The organism is Rhizobium sp. CF080 (genome assembly GCF_000282095.2).
Lineage (GTDB): Bacteria > Pseudomonadota > Alphaproteobacteria > Rhizobiales > Rhizobiaceae > Neorhizobium.
The window spans coordinates 218,683-237,402 of record NZ_AKKC02000004.1 but is presented as its reverse complement, the minus strand read 5'-3'; the positions used below and the strand labels follow the sequence as shown (position 1 = coordinate 237,402).

At 60.6% G+C, this 18,720-nt stretch carries 17 protein-coding genes; 5 read left to right on the top strand and 12 right to left on the bottom strand.

From position 1 onward, the window contains the following. Positions 1 to 79: 79 nt before the first annotated feature. From PMI07_RS08205 to PMI07_RS08195, 3 genes are all read right to left on the bottom strand, one after another. Entirely contained in the window at positions 80 to 1,690 is a 1,611-nt protein-coding gene (locus PMI07_RS08205) for a GMC family oxidoreductase N-terminal domain-containing protein (protein WP_007762750.1), read from the bottom strand. Positions 1,691 to 1,750: 60 nt separating this feature from the next. Next, positions 1,751 to 2,713, bottom strand: a complete 963-nt coding sequence (locus PMI07_RS08200; protein ID WP_007762747.1) for a tripartite tricarboxylate transporter substrate binding protein — start codon at positions 2,711 to 2,713, stop codon at positions 1,751 to 1,753. 129 nt (positions 2,714 to 2,842) lie between these two features. Then, positions 2,843 to 4,339 carry an aldehyde dehydrogenase family protein gene (locus PMI07_RS08195; protein WP_024163664.1) on the bottom strand — a complete coding sequence of 499 codons (1,497 nt, stop codon included), beginning with the start codon at positions 4,337 to 4,339 and terminating at the stop codon, positions 2,843 to 2,845. A 35-nt stretch (positions 4,340 to 4,374) separates the two neighbouring features. Between PMI07_RS08195 and PMI07_RS08190 the strand changes: the two genes are divergently transcribed. Then, the gene (locus PMI07_RS08190; protein WP_348626240.1) at positions 4,375 to 5,376 is read left to right on the top strand and encodes an NAD(P)-dependent oxidoreductase; all 1,002 of its coding nucleotides are present in this window, start codon (positions 4,375 to 4,377) and stop codon (positions 5,374 to 5,376) included. A gap of 364 nt (positions 5,377 to 5,740) precedes the next feature. Next, the gene (locus PMI07_RS08185) at positions 5,741 to 7,300 is read left to right on the top strand and encodes an EAL domain-containing protein (protein WP_007750898.1); all 1,560 of its coding nucleotides are present in this window, start codon (positions 5,741 to 5,743) and stop codon (positions 7,298 to 7,300) included. Between the two features lie 111 nt (positions 7,301 to 7,411). On the opposite strand, the gene PMI07_RS08180 is transcribed toward PMI07_RS08185, so the two are convergent. From PMI07_RS08180 to PMI07_RS08140, 9 genes are all read right to left on the bottom strand, one after another. Further along, a complete protein-coding gene (locus PMI07_RS08180; RefSeq protein WP_007750903.1) occupies positions 7,412 to 8,788 on the bottom strand; it encodes an LLM class flavin-dependent oxidoreductase in 1,377 nt (458 codons plus the stop codon). 87 nt (positions 8,789 to 8,875) lie between these two features. Continuing rightward, positions 8,876 to 9,625, bottom strand: a complete 750-nt coding sequence (locus tag PMI07_RS08175; protein ID WP_007750904.1) for an ABC transporter ATP-binding protein — start codon at positions 9,623 to 9,625, stop codon at positions 8,876 to 8,878. Continuing rightward, the gene (locus PMI07_RS08170; RefSeq protein WP_007750906.1) at positions 9,601 to 10,479 is read right to left on the bottom strand and encodes an ABC transporter permease; all 879 of its coding nucleotides are present in this window, start codon (positions 10,477 to 10,479) and stop codon (positions 9,601 to 9,603) included. Before PMI07_RS08170 ends, PMI07_RS08175 begins: the two co-directional genes overlap by 25 nt. Before the next feature lie 31 nt (positions 10,480 to 10,510). Continuing rightward, complete coding sequence (locus PMI07_RS08165; protein ID WP_007750908.1) at positions 10,511 to 11,536, bottom strand: ABC transporter substrate-binding protein; 1,026 nt, start codon at positions 11,534 to 11,536, stop codon at positions 10,511 to 10,513. Between the two features lie 186 nt (positions 11,537 to 11,722). Next, the gene (locus PMI07_RS08160) at positions 11,723 to 12,946 is read right to left on the bottom strand and encodes a DUF1501 domain-containing protein (RefSeq protein WP_007750912.1); all 1,224 of its coding nucleotides are present in this window, start codon (positions 12,944 to 12,946) and stop codon (positions 11,723 to 11,725) included. A gap of 2 nt (positions 12,947 to 12,948) precedes the next feature. Beyond that, complete coding sequence (locus PMI07_RS08155) at positions 12,949 to 14,454, bottom strand: DUF1800 family protein (protein WP_007750914.1); 1,506 nt, start codon at positions 14,452 to 14,454, stop codon at positions 12,949 to 12,951. A 75-nt stretch (positions 14,455 to 14,529) separates the two neighbouring features. Then, positions 14,530 to 14,979: a periplasmic heavy metal sensor gene (locus tag PMI07_RS08150; protein WP_007750916.1), complete on the bottom strand. Its 450-nt coding sequence runs from the start codon at positions 14,977 to 14,979 to the stop codon at positions 14,530 to 14,532. Then, the gene (locus PMI07_RS08145; RefSeq protein ID WP_007750917.1) at positions 14,976 to 15,413 is read right to left on the bottom strand and encodes a hypothetical protein; all 438 of its coding nucleotides are present in this window, start codon (positions 15,411 to 15,413) and stop codon (positions 14,976 to 14,978) included. Before PMI07_RS08145 ends, PMI07_RS08150 begins: the two co-directional genes overlap by 4 nt. Further along, positions 15,410 to 15,955 carry an RNA polymerase sigma factor gene (locus PMI07_RS08140; protein ID WP_007750918.1) on the bottom strand — a complete coding sequence of 182 codons (546 nt, stop codon included), beginning with the start codon at positions 15,953 to 15,955 and terminating at the stop codon, positions 15,410 to 15,412. The genes PMI07_RS08145 and PMI07_RS08140 overlap by 4 nt, the downstream gene beginning before the upstream one ends. Positions 15,956 to 16,393: 438 nt before the next feature. On the opposite strand from PMI07_RS08140, the gene PMI07_RS08135 reads away from it, so the two are divergent. From PMI07_RS08135 to PMI07_RS08125, 3 genes are all read left to right on the top strand, one after another. After that, on the top strand, positions 16,394 to 16,834 hold the full coding sequence (locus PMI07_RS08135) for a hypothetical protein (RefSeq protein WP_007750920.1): 441 nt from the start codon (positions 16,394 to 16,396) through the stop codon (positions 16,832 to 16,834). 144 nt (positions 16,835 to 16,978) lie between these two features. Beyond that, entirely contained in the window at positions 16,979 to 17,587 is a 609-nt protein-coding gene (locus PMI07_RS08130) for a hypothetical protein (RefSeq protein ID WP_007750921.1), read from the top strand. Between the two features lie 114 nt (positions 17,588 to 17,701). Then, on the top strand, positions 17,702 to 18,649 hold the full coding sequence (locus PMI07_RS08125; protein WP_007750924.1) for a LysR family transcriptional regulator: 948 nt from the start codon (positions 17,702 to 17,704) through the stop codon (positions 18,647 to 18,649). The last annotated feature ends 71 nt before the right edge of the window (positions 18,650 to 18,720 follow it).

The following is an 18,720-nucleotide window of genomic DNA, read 5'->3' as shown; positions in this document are numbered from 1 at the left end:
AGCAATGTTGAGAGATGGAGGAGGGCGGTTCTTATCATCCGATTTGCAGCAGGGCCATCAGGCTTAGTCGCCGCAGCATTCAGGACGCGCCCCGCCCGCGGATCATATCGGAGGCTTTTTCGGCGATCATGATGGTCGGCACGTTGGTATTTCCGCCCGGCTCCTCCGGCATGACCGATGCATCGGCCACGCGCAGCCCGGCAATCCCGTGAACCCGCAGTTGCGGATCGACGACGCTGCCGGACGTCACGCCCATCGTGCAGGTGCCGAGCGCATGTTGCCGGACCAGTGCCGTGGAGCGGATGACTGCTTCCAGCTCGGCATCGGTCTTCGCGTCCTTGCCGGGGAACATCTCATCCTCGATCAGCTCTTTTTGCCGACCCGAATTGTAGATCTCCCGGGTCAGCCGCATCGCTTTGATCATGTCGTCCATATCCGAGCGTTCGGTGAAGAGGTTGAACTGGATGCGGGGCGGGACGTCCGGATCGGCGGAGCCTAGCTTCACCCAGCCGCGCGAGCGGGGGTAAAGCGTCCCAACCCGCGCGGTGAAGGAGTGGATGGCCGGGGCGGTGAGGCCCGGAAACCAAAGCTTTGCGTCGTTCGCAACCGAAGAGCAGACGAGCTGCACGTCCGGTCGGTCAAGATGCTGCTCGGTCTTGGCGAAGATCACTGCCGCGGCGCCGTTGTTGGTGAACGGACCTTTGCGGAACAGATGCCAGCGCGCACCGGAAACGACGGCGCGGTCGAGCCGCAGCTGCTCAAGGAACGTGCCTTTGTTTTTCGCCTTGAAGATGGCCAGCATGTTCGGGTGCTCGGACAAGTTCTGCCCGACACCCGGCAGGTCATGCACGACGTCGATGCCGAATTCCCGCAGATGGTCGGCTGGGCCGATGCCGGACAGCATCAGCATTTGCGGCGATTTGTAGGGTCCGGCAGAAAGAATGACTTCGCTGTCTGCGTATGTCTTGTGAAGCTGGCCTTCTTTTTTGTATTCGACGCCTGCTGCCCGACCGTTTTCAATCAGGATCCGGCGCAGAACAGCACCGGTTTCTACCGTGAGATTGGGTCGCGCAAGGGCCGGCCGAAGATAGGCTCGCGCGGTGCTTTGGCGAACGCCATCGCCAACGGCCAATTCGATCTTGCTCACGCCCTCGGTATCGGCGCCGTTGTAATCGTCCCGATCAGGCAGGCCATAAGCAAGGGCGCCGTCTCGAAGCGTGTCGTAGAGCATCTGCTGGTGGTGGGTCTGCGAGACCTTGACCGGTCCTTCGCTGCCGTGGAATTCGCTCTCGCCGCGCCAGCTGTTCTCCAGGCGTTTGAAGTAAGGCAGCACATCTTGGTAGCTCCAGCCGTCAAGGCCGCGCTGCCGCCAGGTATCGTAGTCGCGCGGATTGCCGCGTGAGAAGATCATGCCGTTGATCGAGGACGTCCCGCCGAGCGTGCGGCCGCGGCGCAGGAGGATGCGCCGGCCGTTCAGCCCCGGTTCCGGCTCCGTATGGAACTGCCACGTATATCGCTTGTTGAACGACATCATGTAAAAGGCAATCGGCATTTCGAGCCACGGATGACGGGCGCGCCGTCCGGCTTCGAGAAGCAGTACCCGTGTCGTTCCGTCTTCCGTCAGCCGGTTGGCGAGCACGCAGCCCGCCGAGCCCGCACCGACGATGATATAGTCATAGGTGGAGGCCATGCCGTCCCTCTGAAAGGATGGGCTCCCGCCCGTGTGACGGGAGCCTTAAGTCGGGTATGATCAACCGGCCGGCGGGATGTTGGCGATGCGGATGAATTCACGCCAGTCGCTGATCGCCTTGATCAGCATCTGCTGCGTGGTTTCCGGCGTGTTGGCCCACGGGTCGCCGCCGGAATCATTGAGGAATTTCACCGTATCCGGCTGCTTCAGTGCGGCATTGAACCAGGCGTTGATCTTGTCGACGATCGGTTTTGGGGTGCCCGCCGGGACGGCGGCGGAGAACCAGGTGGTCACGTCGATCGGAAGCCCCAGTTCCTTGAGCGTCGGGATGTTGGGAATGGACGCCAGCCGTTCGGCGCTGGCGACGGCAAGCACGCGCAGGCGTCCTTCGCGCTGTTGCGCCAGTGAAAAGACCGGATCAAGCGTCCCGAAAAGCAGGCGGCCGGACAGGAGGTCATTCAGTGACGCCGGAGCCGATTCATATTTCACCTGCACAGTCTCAAGCTTGGCAGCCTGCTTGTAGAGCTCGCCGAGAACCATGCCGGAATTGGCTGCGGCGGCATAGGATGCCTTGTCGCCCTCCGCTTTCAGCTTGGCCGTCAGCTGATCGAGCGTCTTGATGTCGCTTTTGGCGTCGACGACGATCATGAAGGCCTGTCGGTTGATGGTCGCCACCATCTGCAGATCCTTGGCGACGTCGATCGGCGGCTGCTTGAAGCGCGACATGATCGAAGCGATTGTCGTGCCGGCGTCCATCAGGATCGTATGGCCATCAGCCGGCGAGCGGGCGACGAACTGGGTGCCGATACTGCCGGCCGCGCCCGGCTTGTTTTCGACGACGATGGTTGCGCCACCGGTCTGGGCCTTGATCTTCTCGGCCATGAAGCGGACCAGGATGTCCGCGCCGCTTCCCGCCGGGAAAGTGCAGATGATGTGGATATCCTTGCTAGGGTAGTCCTGCGCCTGGACGCTGAGCGGCAATGCCGTGGCCAGCGCCAACGCCATGAAAGTTCTTCGAAACATCGTGTCCTCTCCTCCCTTGTTTGCCGGCCGGACGGCCGGCATTGACACACTGACTCCGGTCACCGGCACGACCTCCTCCGTCGGACCAGTCCCTTGAAAGCGGGAGCCCCGCGCTCCGGCGCCTGCCGGTCAGAGCGCCATGGCGACCGACTTCAGCTCCGTATAGGCCTCTACGCCTTCACGGCCGAGTTCGCGTCCCCAGCCGGATTGCTTGAACCCGCCGAAGGGCAGGGCGGGGTCGAGCCCTCCGCCATTGACGCGCACGGTACCAGCCTTGAGTTTTCTCGCCATTTTGTGGGCGGTCGACAGGTCGCGCGTCCATAGCACCGCGCCGAGACCGTAGCTCGTCGAATTTGCTTCCCGGGCGATACGGTCAAGGTCGGCCTCTTCGTAGGACATGGCGCAGAGCACCGGCCCGAAAATCTCATGCTGCATCACATCCATGTCCGGCCTCGTGCCCGTCAGCACCGTCGGCTCCACGAAGTAACCTTCAGTACCAATCCGTCCGCCTCCGGCGCGAACCTCGGCGCCCTGGCTTTTCCCAGAGGCGATAAAGCCGGAAATGCGGTCGAGCTGTTCCTGCGAGACGACCGGTCCCATCTGGGTGGAGGCCTCGAGACCGGGACCCACCCGGAATTCGCCCGCCCGGCGGGAAACGCCCTCCACCAGCCGGTCGAAAACGTCACGATGGGCATAAAGCCGCGAACCGGCATTGCAGATCTGGCCGGCATTGGAAAAGATCGAGCGGGCCGCGCCCTCGATCGCCCGGTCGATATCCGCATCCGGAAAGACGATGACCGGTGTCTTGCCGCCCAGTTCCAGCGTGACACGCTTGAAGTCGTTGGCGGCCGCCTTGATGATGATGCGTCCAACATCCGTCGAACCCGTGAAGGTCACCTTGTCGATGCCGGGATGGGCGGTGATCGCCGCGCCGGCGGTCTCGCCGAAACCGGTCAGGATATTGACGACGCCATCCGGAAAACCGACATCGAGAATGAGCTGGCCGAGCTTCAATGCAGTTAATGGTGTCTGTTCGGCAGGTTTCAGAACAACCGTGCAGCCTGCCGCCAGTGCCGGCGCGATCTTCGAGACCGCCATCATCAGCGGTGCATTCCACGGCGTGATCGAGCCGACGACACCGACCGGTTCGCGCATCGTATAGGCGTGCCACGTACCGGGATTGGAAAGGGAGATGGACTCCCCATTGAGCTTGGTGCACCAGCCCGCGAAGTAACGCAGCACCTCGATCGAGTGGGGCAGGTCGACGACCTTGGCGTCGTTGAGCGGCTTGCCGTTGTCGAGCGTCTCGATGAAGGCGAATTCTTCGGCTTTCGCCTCTAGCGCGTCGGCAAGTCGCCAGATGAGTTTGGCGCGCGTCGCCGGCGTCATCTTCGACCACGGACCATCCTCGAAGGCGCGGCGTGCCGCCGCCACGGCGAGATCGACGTCCTGGGCATCGGCGGCTGCGATATCCGCAAGTTTGCGGCCATCTGCCGGATTATGGGTAAAAAAGGTCTTGCCAGACGCCGGGGCGATCCACTTTCCGTCGATCAGCAGCTTGTGGGATCCACGGATGAAATCCGTCACGGCAGCAGGGATCGCCGCCATCGAAACGTTGACGCTCATGCTTCCTCCTCCTCGCCACTCCTGGGAGTGCTCCTCTGCGAGTATCAGGCAACCTTAGTATTCATGATGGACAAACGCAATCCATCATCGTAAAAAATTGGCAATCTTTGAGATCATCACGACGGGAGGAAAACGTGACGGATCGAATCATCGGTTTCATCGGGCTCGGAAATATGGGCTCGCATATGGCGGCGCATCTGGTGAAGGCTGGATATGAGGTTCTCGCCTACGATATCGACATCGAAAGGAAGATTGCCTTTGCCAGGGAGCACGGGACGGCAGTGCCCGAGACGCCGGCCGATCTTGCCCGTGCCTCCGTCATCCTCACCATGGTGCCGACTGGCGCTCTCGTAGGCGCCGTGCTTCACGAAGGCGGAGAAAAAAGCCTGCTTGCCGGCCTCAAACCGGGCAGCCTTGTCATCGATACGACGTCATCGCCGCCAGACAGCACCCGTAAACTTGGCGCCGATCTGGCGCGATACGGCGTCTCGCTGATCGACGCGCCGGTCTCCGGCGGGTGGATGGGCGCGCGCGACGCCAACCTGGTCTTCATGATGGGCGGCGACAGCGAGGAGGCTGTCGAGCGCGCGGCGGAAGTGCTCTCGCATCTCGGCAAGAAGATTTTCAGACTCGGAAAGCTCGGCTCAGGCCATGTGATGAAGTCGATGAACAACTACGTTTCCGCCGCCGCCTATGTTGGTGCCTGCGAGGCCTTGATCATCGGCCGGGAATACGGGCTCGATCCGGCCATGATGGTCGAAGTGTTCAACGTTTCCACGGCGCGCAGCTTTGCGACCGAAACCTCCATCAAACGCATCATCGCCGGCAACGAGAGCCGCAACTTTGCGCTCGACCTCTTCACCAAGGACATCAAGATCGCCGCCGATCTCGCCGATGCCAAATCGGTCAAGGCGACAGTCACGCATGCCGTATATGACCGCATGGCCGAGGCGCGCGAGGCAATCGGCGGCTATGGCGATCACACCAAGGCCTATGCCTTCTGGGCATCCGAGGTGGGAGAGGATCATGAGCGATGAAACACTCGAATTCGACATTGTCGTGATGGGCGCCGACAGTGCCGGCTGCGTCGTTGGGGGCTGCTTACCTCGTCAAGGCTGACATCCGGTAAGTCGCTTGAAGGTTCCTATGGACAAGAGAACCGGTCCTTGCCGGCTTTCCTCCGCTCAACGAGCTTATTGCGGCTCGATGCTGCCAATCGTCGATCTCGCGTTCGACCATGCTGTAGGTCGTGGGCAATCTCAAGCTTCTGCCACGGGATTGTTCGCCTCGTCGGACACAGCCTTCCGGGTGGCCGCGCGGCGGAGATTCGATCGCTTTGCACAACCCTGAATAATGATTCCTTTAGTTGTTTATCCTAGGATCGCAGAGTTGGAGGGGTAGATGAAGGATTTTCTGGAAAGCAAAGCCGGCAGGCAGCTGGCGCAGGTGACAGCGGTTGCGCTGCTGTTGCTCGTCGGTTGCATAACCTATGAGGATCTGCTTCTGGGGTTGGTTCAGTCGTTCAGCGCAGGAAAAGCCCACCTCATCATCATCGTGTTCCTGGTCGCAGGCCTTGCGAGTTTCGCCTATTCGGCGTTGCGCATTCTCGATATGCGCAACGAAATGCTGAATCGTCGGAAGGCCTTCGATGAGGCTGACCATATCGCCACGCACGATCACCTGACGAAACTTCCCAACCGCTACGCGTTCGACAGGCTCGTCCTTTCGCAGCTCGACGAAAAGCCGCGGCAAGCAGGCGAGGATATCGGGCCGCAGACTGTAACGGTATTTTCGATCGATCTAGACGGCTTCAAGAAGGTCAATGACCTTCTTGGTCATCAGGGCGGCGACGTCCTGCTGAAGGAAGTGTCCCGGCGCATCTGCGCTTTGGCCGAATACGAGTGCGTCTTCCGCTTCGGCGGCGACGAGTTCGTTGCGGTGGCTCGCAACCTCTCGCCCGAAAAGGAGGAGCTCTTCGCGCAGCTACTCATTCACTCAGTTTCCCGGCCGGTCCGGATCGGGACCCTGCCCACCGAGGTCGGCGCGAGCGTCGGTTACGCGCGCCTGCCGGATCACGGCAGCTCGCTTGAGGAAGTCTGCCATCGATCGGACGTCGCGCTCTACGAGGCGAAAAGCCGGGGTCACAATCAATACTGCCTGTTCCAGCCCGAAATGCAGGAGAAGGTCTCCGAGCGCGCCAAACTCGAAGGCCAACTTCGCCGCGCCATCGACGACGGCAGGATCGAACCGTTCTACCAGCCGCTGATCAATCTCAGGACGGGTGACCTCTGCGGTTTCGAAGCGCTTGCCCGATGGAACAAGGACGGCGTTTTCGTTTCGCCGCAGCATTTCATCGCCGTGGCCGAAGAGACTGGCCTGATCACCACGCTGTTCGAGCAGCTTCTGACGAAAGCCTGCCGTGATGCGCAGCTTTGGCCCGGACCGCTGTCGCTCTCCTTCAATGTATCGCCTGTCCAGATGGAAGACAGGCTACTCGCGAGCCGCATTCTCCATATCCTTCAGCAGACGGGCCTCGCATCGTCCAGGCTGGAGATCGAGATCACCGAAAACGCTCTGATTGGCGATCCCGATCTTGCCGCCGCGACGATCGAGCAGTTTCATGCCGCTGGCATCCAGGTGGCGCTCGATGATTTCGGGACCGGATATTCCAGTCTGGCGCAGTTGGCCCGCTTCAAGTTCGACAAGATCAAGATCGACAAGAGCTTCGTGTCGAACTTCACCCATAACGACAAGAACGCTAAAATCATCGACGCCATGCTCGGGTTGAGCCGCAGTCTCAACCTCAAGACCACTGTTGAAGGGATCGAGGAGAACGCCCAGCTCGCCTATTTTCTGAGCCAAGGCTGCGACATCGGGCAGGGCTACATCTTCGGCAAGGCGATGCCTCAATCGGAAGCGATCGACTTTGCCAATGACAGAAGGCGGGCACTCAGCGCCTGAGCGAACCCTTGCCCGGGAAGGGACGAGCGAAGGCGTCCGGCGGAGAAATATTGACGATCCCGTCGCCTTCAAGGCCGGGACATCTCAATATGAAACGGGATGAAACGGGCCTCATATGGCCGTCCGGATCTTCTGCTCAAGCTGTGATTGAAGCACGAAACCATTTTGCGGTCGCTTTAGACCCAGGTTTTCGCGAAGGGTCGTCCCTTCATATTCGTGCCGGAAAAGACCTCGCTTGCGCAGGATCGGCACGACCTGATCCACGAAGTCGGTCAATCCGGTGGGCAGGATCGGGGGCATGATATTGAAGGCATCGGCCGCGCCATTTTCGAACCATTCCTGCATCGCGTCGGCAATCTGTTCGGGCGTGCCGATCACCGTGCGATGGCCACGGGCGGTCGCAACGGCCAGATAGAATTGGCGCAGCGTCAGGTTGTTTCGGGATACCAGATCGGTGACCAGTTTGAGACGGCTTTTGTTGAGTTCCGTATCCTGCGGCAAGGGTGGGGCGGGATCGTCAAGCGAATAGCCGGAAAGGTCGACGCCCTTGTAATGGCGGGCGAGGATATTCCAGGCGATGGAGGGATGAACGAGCGACTGGATATAGTCGTAGTTCTCCTGCGCTTCCTTTTCGGTGCCGCCGAGCACGGGGAATATGCCGGGACTGATCAAAAGGTCGTCTTGGCTGCGCCCATAACGGGCGAGCCGTCCCTTGACGTCGGAATAGAATTCCTGGGCATCTTCGAGCGTCTGGTTGGCGGTGAAGATCATCTCCGCGGTTCTCGCTGCGAGTTCGCGACCTGGTTCTGATGCGCCGGCCTGCACGATGACCGGATAGCCCTGCACGGGACGGCCGACATTGAGCGGACCGGTGACCGAGAAGAACTGCCCCTTGTGGTCGACGAGATGCACCTTGTCCGGATCGAGATAGACACCGCTTTCCTTGTCGCGGATGAAGGCGTCGTCCTCGTAGGAGTCCCACAATCCCTTCACCAGATCGACGAATTCCTCGGCCCGCGCGTAGCGGTCGGCATGGGCGGGATGGCCGGGGATGGAGAAGTTTTTGGAAACGTCCGCACCCGTCGTGACCACATTCCAGGCCGCCCGACCCTTGGAGATATAGTCGAGCGAGGCGAATTTGCGGGCCAGAAGATAGGGATCCTCATAGGTGGTGGATGCGGTGGCGACGAAGCCGATGTGGCTCGTGGTCTGCGACAGCGCAGCCCAGAGGGTCACGGGTTCGAAATGGGCACCCTGTGAGGAACGGCGAAGCGCTTCCGGGTCCTTGGCACGCTCCCAGCCGGCGGGGCTGTCGGCCACGAAAACCAGATCGAACTTGCCCCGTTCCGCCGTCTGAGCCAGTTCGCGATAGTGATCGATATTCAGGCCGGCATCGGCCTGCGAGCCCGGATGGCGCCAGGCGGCGACGTGATGGCCCGTCGCCATGATAAACGCTCCGAGCCGCATTTGTCTCTTTTGTTCAGTCATTGGCGTGTCCCTCGTTCAAGGCGTTGAGATTGAGCTGACCCTTGCTGGTCATGATGACGACGTCTCCTGGATGTCAGGTGTTGGATTTCAGGCGGCCCGCCGGCCGGGAGTTTCGACTCCGAGTCGGCTCAGAAGCTGGGTGCGGATCTTTGCGAAGCGTGGGTCGCCGTGATCGCGGGGTGACGGCAGATCGATCCGCAGGTCCTCGATCAATTGGCCTGCGTCGAGAACGAGTATCCGGTCGGCGAGCGAGATTGCCTCGTCGACGTCGTGAGTGACCAGGAGCACGGCCGGACGATGCCTCGCGCACAGTTCCCGCAAAAGGTCGTGCATCTTCAGCCGGGTGAGCGCGTCGAGTGCGCCGAACGGTTCGTCGGCGAGTAACAGGGCCGGTTGGCGGACCAGCGAGCGTGCAAGGGCGACCCTCTGCTGCTCGCCGCCTGACAGCTGATTGGGCCAGGCCGCTTCGCGGCCCTCGAGCCCCACTTCGGCCAATGCCTTTCCACCTGCCTCCTGACCGGCCGCACCGGGCAGGCCGAGCGTGACGTTCTGGATGACACTACGCCAGGGCAGAAGGCGGGCATCCTGAAAGACCACCGAAAGATTCTCGGGCGTATCGAGGGTGCCGGTTCCTTCGACATCGTGGTCGAGGCCGGCAAGCGCCTTGAGGAAAGTGCTCTTGCCGGATCCGCTCTTGCCGAGCAGGGCGACGAATTCCCCTTCCTCGATATCGAGATCCACGCCGTCCAGGATCGTCTTCGTGGCGAACCGGCGCACGAGGTTCCTGACATGCACGGTTTTGGTTGCAGACGTCAGTTGGCCAAGGTGCGGCGCCATGAGAGGACCCTCCGTTCGAGCAGGCGGACGAGACCGTCCGAGACAAGACCCAGCAGCACATAGACGACCAGGCCGACGAGGATGACATCGGTCTGTCCGTAGTTGCGGGCGAGTTCGATCATGTAGCCAAGCCCGCTGGTGGCGTTGATCTGCTCGACCACGACAAGCGAAACCCAGCAGAGGGTGACGGCAAACCGAAGGCCCAGGAGGAAACCGGGCAGTGCGCCGGGCAGCACGACCTGAAGGATGAAATCCTTCTGGCTCATGCGGAGCGTCTCGGCCAGTTCGACATAGCGACTGTCGATGCCGCGCAGGGCATTATGGGTGTGGATGTAGATGGGTATGATGACGGCGAGCACGATGGTGGTGACCTTCATGCCCTCGCCGATGCCGAACCACAGGATCAGCAGGGGGATCAGGGCCAGCGTCGGGATGGCGCGTTTGATCTGAACGGGGCCGTCGATCAGTGCTTCGCCGATCCGGGAAAGGCCGGCAGTGACGGCGAGGATCGTGCCGATCACCAGGCCGATGCTGAGGCCAAGCAGGGCGCGCGTCGCCGATGTCACGAAGTTATCCTGCAGGCGGCCCTGTTCGATGAGCCTTCCAAAGGCCTCAACGACCGTCCACGGTGCGGACAGGATCCGGGGATCGATCCACCCGAATGCAGAGCCCGCCACCCAAAGCAGCACAAGCAATGCCGGCCCGATCTGGAGTCCGAACGGTATCGCCGGCCCCGGCCCCAGTCTTCGACGGTGCCGCGATGTGGGTCTCGTCACCGCTGGAACGGTAAGTACAGTTTCACGACCGGACTGGCGAGACGATTTCACCTCATCCGCATCCCAAATGGTTGCCATGCTTCAGGTCTCCTCTTGGATGATGCCGGGATTACTGGCTCTTCGCCAAAGCGGCGGCGGCGGTTTTTTCGAACCGGTTGTCGAAGATCTTTTCCACGTCGTAGGGCTTGTAACCGAGCTCCTGCGCCAGCAGATTGATGGTCTCCTGGTGGCGCTTCTTCACCTCGCTCCAATCTCCCGAAACAACCTGTTCGCCGGTCAGTTTGACGAGATATTCGCCGTCATCCTGGCTCAGACCCTGCTGCCCGACATAATATTCCTTGATCCAGATCTCCGGGTTCCTGTTGACCCACTCGGTCGCACGCGCCCAAAGGCCGACATATTCGGCGAGCGCCGTCGCCTTGGCGGGGTCGTCCAGCACCCATTGCGGCGCATAGAGGTGGCCTGGATCATCGCGCAGCCCGTGTTCCACGAGCGTGGCGCCATCGGAACCGTATTGCGTGATGTAACGCCGAATGTAGACACCGCCGAGGGGTGCCACGTCGACCTGCTTGCTGGCCAGCGCCTTCGGATAGACGTCGCCGGTGCTCGGCAGTTCGACCAGCGTGACGTCGCTTTTCTTGAGGCCAGCGGCATGAAGGGCGCGCAGAACCAGAGCGCCTTGGGCCTGGCCAGGGCTGAAGGCGATGCGCTTGCCGCGAAAGTCCGCCAGCGTCTTGATGCCGGCGCCCGGCGCTACCCCGAAACGGTAGATGGGATTGGCAATCGGGTCGCGGCGTTCGCGATAGGCGATGTTGCGGACCGGCAGGTTATTCCAGTTGGCGAAGATAGATGGGATCTCGGCTACTGATCCAACGTCGAGCGCCTTGGCACGGAAAGCTTCCGACGTTTGCGGACCGCCGCTGATGTTTGCCCATTTGACCTCGAAGGACAGTTCCTTGATCAACCCGGAAACTTCCAGAGCTTTCTGCGTCACCGGATCGCCGATCGTCAGGACCGTTCCAGGCGGCACCTTCGGAAGAAGGGAGGCGTTCGTCTGAGCTGCAGCCACGCCACTCGTGGCGCCGAAGGCAAGCAGGCCGAACAGCGCCGTCCTTACTGTTTTTACCAATGTCATCGCGGATTTTCCCCTTCTCGTTGCAGGATGCAGAAATCGATGCACGGAAGGGTGGGGTATTTTCTACAAAAGAAATAGACTATTTAATTTAAGAATCTCCTGAATAGTGAAAAATCGTCCCAAACGTCGACGATCGGTAAGATCAGGAACTCGAAATGCTGTCTTTCGCGTTGAGCAGCATTAGCATCACACGATCAGGCCTCGTGCCGCTTGCACGCTTTCCGAGCCCGGAAAAACCACGTCGCGGAGATAGCCGGCATTCGCGCCAAGCAGGTCGGTCGCAACCCCTTTGATAATCGCTCTGAGATCAGTGGTTGCTGCAAGGTCGCGGCCGTCGCGCAACTGCGCTTCCTTTAAACCGGGCCAGTCGGCGATGACTCGCCCTCCGCGTATCGCTCCGCCGGCAAGAAAAGCTGTCGTACCCGTCCCGTGGTCGGTGCCTTCGGTCCCATTGACACGGGCGGTGCGGCCGAACTCCGTCGCGACGAGGATTGCGGTATCCTTCCAGACGGGCCCTAGCTCCTGCTCGAATGCAGCGAACGCGTTGTCGAGCCCGGTCAGCAGTTTAGCCAGCCGGTCGGTTTCCTGAGCGTGGGTATCCCATCCCTCGAACGCGAGGGCTGCGACACGGGGGCCTTCCGGATGCGCGATCAGCCGCGCAGCACCTCTTGCCATCTGCTCCATGCCGTTCGGATCTCCCGGACCGCCGCGCGACTTGATGTCGATGCCGGACGCGATCTTTCCGGTGTCGATCCCTTCTTGAAGAAGACGCGCGAGAACCGGGTCCTTCTGTCCGTAGAGATCGGCAAGGCGGGGGGCGAGATCGCTATCCGCAGGTTTCAGGATGGAAGGTGCCCAGCCGAGCACCGGCGCCTTGCCGCGAATGACGAGCGCGGCAGTTGTCCCGACCGACAGTCCCCGCACGCGCTCGGCCGCACCCGGCGCGACCCGTTCGCCCGGCGGCAATCCTTCGAGCAGTCTATTGAGCCAGCCGGTTTCGACGTGGCCCGGCGACGGAAACCCAGATTCCAGGACGTCCTGCCCGTCGAAATGCGAACGGTCCCTATAGGCGGTTGCACTGGCATGCACGACGGCGGCCTGTCCGGCGCGAAAAAGACGTTGAAAATTACGCATGGAGGGATGCAGGGCGAAGAAGCCATCGAGCGGCAGTGCCGGATTGTCTCCATCGATCCGCATGGCGCTCTGTTGTCTCAATGCCTCGTAGTCCGGATCACCGATTGGCGGGACCGCCGTCAAACCGTCGAGCGCACCACGCAGAATGATCGTCACGAAACGCGGATCCCGCCCTCCGGCGGCGTGCGCGAAGCGGGGCATGAAGGCCCAGGCAAAGAGCGCGCCGGAAGCACCAAGAACTGCACGACGGGTCGGAGAAAGATGCTCGCACAACATGATCAACGCCTCTGAAATTCGGGGGAAAGGAATGCGATAGACAGGCCTTGTGCCTTGGTTTCGGCCCTGGCTACCGCCTCCAGCGTTTCAGGAGAAAGGAGCGGTCCCAAACGGTCCTTGACGAACTCTCGCGGGTCGGTACCCGCACCCACCTGGTGGGCGAAAATGTTAGCCGCGTCGATCCGGGTGGCAAGGCCTTCGGATGAAGCCCAGCCATCTGTGACGTCGGAGAAACCATTCGGGCCGGAGGGGTTCCAGAGCGGTTGACCGAGCGCATTCAGGGTGGAAATGATCTGCTCGGGTTTCGGTCTGAGGCCTGTTGCCCGGATCAGCGCCACGACATAGTCGAGCGGGGGCCGCATCTTGGACAATCCAGGCGTCCAGGCTTCCTCGCTGTCGATCAGCGCGTTGTAGACGGCCGAAAGGTCGCCATGTGTCTTGGTGTAAGCCGCGGCGACTTTGCGAACGATACCGGCCGGTGGCTGGTCCGCCACGAAATGCCGAACGAGTTTGAACGCGATATGTTTGGCAGTCGCCGGATGACGGGCGAGGTCGCGAAGCACGGAGCGCCCCTGTTCCACGCCGTCCTCGGCATAGGTCATTCCCATCACCGAATGGTCACCTGGCTCGTGCGCATAGGCATTGAAGACAAAACTACCCATCGGGCCGGGACGTTTTTCATCGCGATAGACGGTCCAGCCGGTGATGATACCGGCAAGCGAGGTCACGTCTGCCTGCTCGTAACCGCCGTCTACTCCCAGCGTGTGCAACTCCATGATCTCGCGGGCGAGGTTCTCGTTGAGCCCGCGTTTTCCATTCTTGTTGGCCTGCGAATTCGGGCCGATCGATTGATGGTTGTCGAGGAAATACAGCATGGCCGGATGGCTCTCGACTGCAAGCAGCATGTCTTCGAAGCGGCCGAAGACATGCGGGCGTATCGCCTCGCGTTCGAAGGCGCCCGCCATGATATGCACGTCGCCGCCTTTGCCGGTAGCGATTGCGAAATGGTTTGCCCAAAACATGGCGAGCCGTTCGCCGAAACCGATCAATGGCTGATGTATCGTGCCGTTGAATCTGGCGTCGGCTTCGGCAATGAGTATCTGCTGAGGAAGGTACGGGCGTTTTGAAGCCGGTGCGGCCTTCCTGTCCGGCTGTGGCGATTGGGACGGAGCCGCCATCATTCCGTTATCCATCATGCCCCCGGCGGGACGGTTTGCCTCCATGGCGTTGCCGACGGCGGTCGCGACCGGCTGGGGGCCGGGCACCGGCGCTGGCGCGGGACGGTCCCGTTCTGCCTGAACTTCCTTGTTGTACTCGATCAGAGACATGAGGAGGTCAGCGCTCGAACGCAGTGCTGCTCCGACGGGCGTTGGCGTGTAGCATTCAACCACTTCTTGCTGCAGAAGATCGCGAGGGTCATCCCGGATCGCTTGCATATCGCCTTCACGCGCGCCGAGGCCGAAGCGCCAGAGTGTCAGGGCCGCGTCAATCTCTTTGGAATTGGCCATAGCCGATACGAACTCCGTTTCGTCATCGGCTCTTTAACGGCGGCTGTTGGGAAATCCGTCGCTTCCCAAATATGGTCATTTCGTGGCGGGGCGCGGAGCCTCGCGGGCCAGCAATCCCTCTGCGAGCCGCCGGCGGGCATCGAGGGGCAGTCCTTGCGCGAATTCCACGGCCCGGTCTTCCGTGGCGGCGCGCACGGCGAGCTCCGCCCGGCGCGCGCGGTCCAGCGCGCTGGCCAAGGCTTTGGCGTCGAATTCCGGTTCGCCCATCAGCGCGGCAGCCTCTATGCGTGCCTGCCGCGCTTCGAGTGAAGACTGGCGTACCACGCGACGAGCATCGTTCATGGTGCGTTGAAAGGCCTCCCGATCATCCTTGGAGAGCTGCTCTCCGGCCAATGGCATTCGGGCAACGGCGGCTGGCGGGTCTTTCCTGAGATAGACGATCCCGGCGCCCGCAAGAGCGCAGATGAGGAACGTATTGAGCGCGAGCAGCGCAATCACCAGCCTTCTAAAATTGATGTCGGTCATGGTGTCTCCTGCGTCAACTCATTGTCGAATTGCAATTCGCCGAACGCGGTCATTGTGCCATTTACGGAAAGGGCAGGGGGAGGCGTGATGACCATGACCGCAACGGCGCCCGTCAGGCCGCCGGCAAGTCCGATCCCGATCAATCCCGCGCTGATCGCCCAGCGTCGAAATCTCTGTCTTCTGGCGATCCACGTTTTGCCATCGGCCAGGATTCCGGCAGTCAGTCCGGCTGAAGGCGAGGGCGGCGACAAACGGGACAAGACGGCGTCGAGCCGACTGGCATCTGTGGTCAATACGCGGCCTTCCTCAGTTCCCATGAAAGAGATTGCCCTATCCCTGATCGCGTCGGGCCAACGGTTCGGGCTCGATCCATAGGCATCGATCAGGGCCCGAAAAGTTTCGTGATCGATCGGAGCTGTTTTTTTGTCGGTCATGTTTTCTCTCCGTTCAGGATTGCCCGTAATGTACGGCGTCCTCTTGCCAGCAGGCTCTCAAGCGCATCGACCTTGATCTGCATCACTTCCGCTGCATCGCGATTGGACATGTCCTGATAATAGACCAGGATGATCGCCTCTCGCTGACGCGGCGCCAGTCTTTGCAACGCACGTTGCACCCCTTCGCCATCCCTGTCATCGGACAACAATCCGGCGTCGGGCAACGGCCCTTGGTCGACCATCTCTGGAGCATCCGCTACGAGAATTTCCCTTCGGCGGCGCAGTCGGTCGTAGCACAGGTTGAGTGCCACCCGATGTGCCCAGGTGTCGAACTTCGCTCTTCCCTGTCGCCAGCCGCCTGCGTGTTTCCATATCCGCAAAAAGGTCTCCTGGGCGACATCTTCCGCCTCGCCTTTGTCACCCAGCATGCGAGTTGCCACCAGCAATATCCTCGGCAGTTTGGCCGCCACGATCTTCCGCATTGCCTGCGGATCACCGGAGGCGATGCCCTCGACCAAGTCTGCATCAGGGTCGTCCATCATGGGTCCGATTCCTAAGGCCGATCAGCGCGAGATTTTCCCACGATGCGATCGAAGAATGAAAACATCCATGACAAACCTGTTGAGGCAACTCTTGATTTCCGAATTGGTCTTCAAAGCTGGATAATCACATTGTTTAAACGCGCCAACCTCGCAAATCCGTCTCTCTGTTTTTTTGGATTCATCAGCACTGACGATTGCGGTTGTCCTAACGAGGATCAAATTCGCTTGGAGTATTTGGTCGCGGGGCTTGCCACTCTGAACAAGAGTGTTTGCAGTTCGAATTCTTCAACGGAGGCAAGATAGCTTCCGCTTCTTCGCTCATCATTATACATGGGCAATGGCGCTGGCTTCCAAAATAGCGAACTATCTCTGGCGTTCATGTTGACTTGCTCTTTCACTCAGCGGAAAAGAACTCTTGGCTATACAGGGAGACGATTGATGGCTGACGAGAACGGTACGGGGATCATTACCGAAATTGCAGAAGCGGACGCACCGGCAAAGGCGCCGGCGCCTAAAAAGCAGCGTGCACCACGGCGCCAGAAGGCAGTCGCTGAAGCAACGGTAGCTGCACCAACTGCGAAAACCGCGAAATTGCCGAGGGGGCGCAGGAAGCGCGGCGAACAAGCCGAGGAAGTGAAGCTTGCGCCCGTAGAAACGCAGGTTGCTGCCAAGAGCACGCCCAAGGAAGCCATCAAGGCGACGGGACGAAAGCGGACGCCGAAGCAAACCGCGCAGCCGGCCAAGGCGCCTGTCGCAGCGATCGATGAGATGGCAGATCTTATTCAGCTTGAAGAAGAGAATAAAAGGCTGCGTAAAACCCTGGCAGACAAGCTTCGCGCGGAAAATACCGACCTGCGTAAGCGGCTCGGGCTTGCTTGATCGACCAGCAATAGCGAGGGCGGTTGCGAAACCCACCTCAGCCACCGTTTCTTCGGTAATAGAGAGAATGAGCCGGGCTCATCGCGAGCCCGGATTTACGGCTGCGACAACGTCGTGGTGCGGATTGCTCGAGGTTGAAACCCTATGAAATCACCGTGGAAATTCCTTGCCGGGTTAAGGTCGCCAAGACGGCCGGTAGAAACCCAGGCAAGCTCGGTTGAGGATGAGACCGATATCGAGGCGAGCGAAAGCGACGTGCAGCAGACGCCTGCGCCTTCGTCGAACTCGACGGAAGCATCCAGTCATCCTGACCAGGATGGGAAGCCGGCTGTTGATCTCGTCGCGACGGCAACTTCAAACGAAAACGAGAGAGATCTCGATGTCTCCCAGCCAATCTCACCGCCGGTCGATGGTGAAGAAATCCAGACGCCGGCCCATCAGGAGATTGATCGACCCGGTGCTGATGCTGATGCGTCGGTGCCGGAAACCCGGACCAGCATAAAGTCTCCGCGAACACCGCGGACAAAGCGGCCAGGACGTGCGAAGAGAACTCGAACCGATCTGGTTTCGCAGAGCACTGTCGCTGCAGACAGCGATCAAAGTGCGCAATCCCCGTCCGCTCGAGAAAGCTTCTTCGATGACGTGGCAAGCCTGGACGAGGAGATCAGGCAACTCAGAAGCCAATTGGCGCAAAAGCTGCATTTGCAGAATGCTCAGCTTTCAAAGATGCTTTCGCGCTTCGACAGATCGTGAGCTCACCTCAAATCATCCGGTGCACGTAGCCGTACAAAGAGAACGTTAACGGGCCGGCCAGGCCGTTGAGGTTTGGAAGAGAACGTGCAAGCTATTCCCAAAAGGAATGGCTCCATGGATCGCTTTTCGTCACTGCAGTTATTTGTCCGGGTCGTAGAACGCGGCAGCTTCACGGATGTCGGGCGTGAACTCGGCATCGGACAACCGGCCGTCAGCAAGCAAATCGCGGCACTCGAGGTGCATCTCGGGACCCAATTACTCAACAGAACCTCTCGCGGGCTACAACCGACAACCGCCGGGCAAGACCTCTATGAGTCCGCGACCCGCATCCTGGGCGACCTGGAGGAAGCCGAAATTCGAATCGGCCGAAACAGGATCAGCCCGGCCGGCGTGGTCCGATTGGCGACCCCTCCTGCCTTAGGCCCCATGTACATCATTCCCAGGCTTCCGGCCTTTTTCGCGCGCTATCCTGACGTCTCTGTTGATCTGTCCGTCGCGGAGCGCCGTGTCGATCTTGTGAGAGATGGAGTCGACATTGCATTGCGCGTGGGGACTTTGGGAGACTCATCGCTGGTCGCTCGCAAGATCGGAGACCTGCATATGATGACCGCAGCAACACCGGCCTACCTCGAGCGGTACGGCACTCCTTCCACCCCGGCGGACCTGCGAGATCACAACCTCGTCGTCGGTCAAGCCCAGGGGGCCACGCAGACTTGGAAGTTTAACGGCCCCGGCGGTCCTTCTTTACTCGAACCGGAGGGAAACATCAGGTCGAACAATGCCGAGGATCAGCGTGCCGCGGTGTTGGCGGGGCTCGGCATCGGCTATGGTGGACGCGCAATGTTTGAGGCGGACTTGAGAGCCGGAAACGTAGTCCCGATCCTCGAAGACTATGCGCCCGATCCGTCGCCGATCCATGCTCTTTGCGTCAGCAACCGAAGAATGCCGCAGCGGTTCCGCGTCGTCATCGATTTTCTTGCCGAGATGTGCGCAGACGAGCCTGCCTTGCGCTCGGGCCACGTCCTCAGCAATAGAGCCATTCCTGCAAGGAATAGTTCCTAGTCCCGCTCACGGTCTACGGCGGCGCGCACGAGATGATTAGCTTCCTTCCATGGCTGCGCGCGGCTAGCGGC

What these genes read in the sequence shown, in the direction of transcription:
- PMI07_RS08125 (WP_007750924.1), top strand. Translation starts at nt 17,702, where the DNA reads ATGGATCGCTTTTCGTCACTGCAGTTATTTGTCCGGGTCGTAGAACGC.
- PMI07_RS08205 (WP_007762750.1), bottom strand. Translation starts at nt 1,690, where the DNA reads ATGGCCTCCACCTATGACTATATCATCGTCGGTGCGGGCTCGGCGGGC.
- PMI07_RS08150 (WP_007750916.1), bottom strand. Translation starts at nt 14,979, where the DNA reads ATGACCGACATCAATTTTAGAAGGCTGGTGATTGCGCTGCTCGCGCTC.
- PMI07_RS08175 (WP_007750904.1), bottom strand. Translation starts at nt 9,625, where the DNA reads ATGGCGCCGCACCTTGGCCAACTGACGTCTGCAACCAAAACCGTGCAT.
- PMI07_RS08130 (WP_007750921.1), top strand. Translation starts at nt 16,979, where the DNA reads ATGAAATCACCGTGGAAATTCCTTGCCGGGTTAAGGTCGCCAAGACGG.
- PMI07_RS08170 (WP_007750906.1), bottom strand. Translation starts at nt 10,479, where the DNA reads ATGGCAACCATTTGGGATGCGGATGAGGTGAAATCGTCTCGCCAGTCC.
- PMI07_RS08135 (WP_007750920.1), top strand. Translation starts at nt 16,394, where the DNA reads ATGGCTGACGAGAACGGTACGGGGATCATTACCGAAATTGCAGAAGCG.
- PMI07_RS08185 (WP_007750898.1), top strand. Translation starts at nt 5,741, where the DNA reads ATGAAGGATTTTCTGGAAAGCAAAGCCGGCAGGCAGCTGGCGCAGGTG.
- PMI07_RS08195 (WP_024163664.1), bottom strand. Translation starts at nt 4,339, where the DNA reads ATGAGCGTCAACGTTTCGATGGCGGCGATCCCTGCTGCCGTGACGGAT.
- PMI07_RS08180 (WP_007750903.1), bottom strand. Translation starts at nt 8,788, where the DNA reads ATGACTGAACAAAAGAGACAAATGCGGCTCGGAGCGTTTATCATGGCG.
- PMI07_RS08140 (WP_007750918.1), bottom strand. Translation starts at nt 15,955, where the DNA reads ATGATGGACGACCCTGATGCAGACTTGGTCGAGGGCATCGCCTCCGGT.
- PMI07_RS08165 (WP_007750908.1), bottom strand. Translation starts at nt 11,536, where the DNA reads ATGACATTGGTAAAAACAGTAAGGACGGCGCTGTTCGGCCTGCTTGCC.
- PMI07_RS08200 (WP_007762747.1), bottom strand. Translation starts at nt 2,713, where the DNA reads ATGTTTCGAAGAACTTTCATGGCGTTGGCGCTGGCCACGGCATTGCCG.
- PMI07_RS08155 (WP_007750914.1), bottom strand. Translation starts at nt 14,454, where the DNA reads ATGGCCAATTCCAAAGAGATTGACGCGGCCCTGACACTCTGGCGCTTC.
- PMI07_RS08145 (WP_007750917.1), bottom strand. Translation starts at nt 15,413, where the DNA reads ATGACCGACAAAAAAACAGCTCCGATCGATCACGAAACTTTTCGGGCC.
- PMI07_RS08160 (WP_007750912.1), bottom strand. Translation starts at nt 12,946, where the DNA reads ATGTTGTGCGAGCATCTTTCTCCGACCCGTCGTGCAGTTCTTGGTGCT.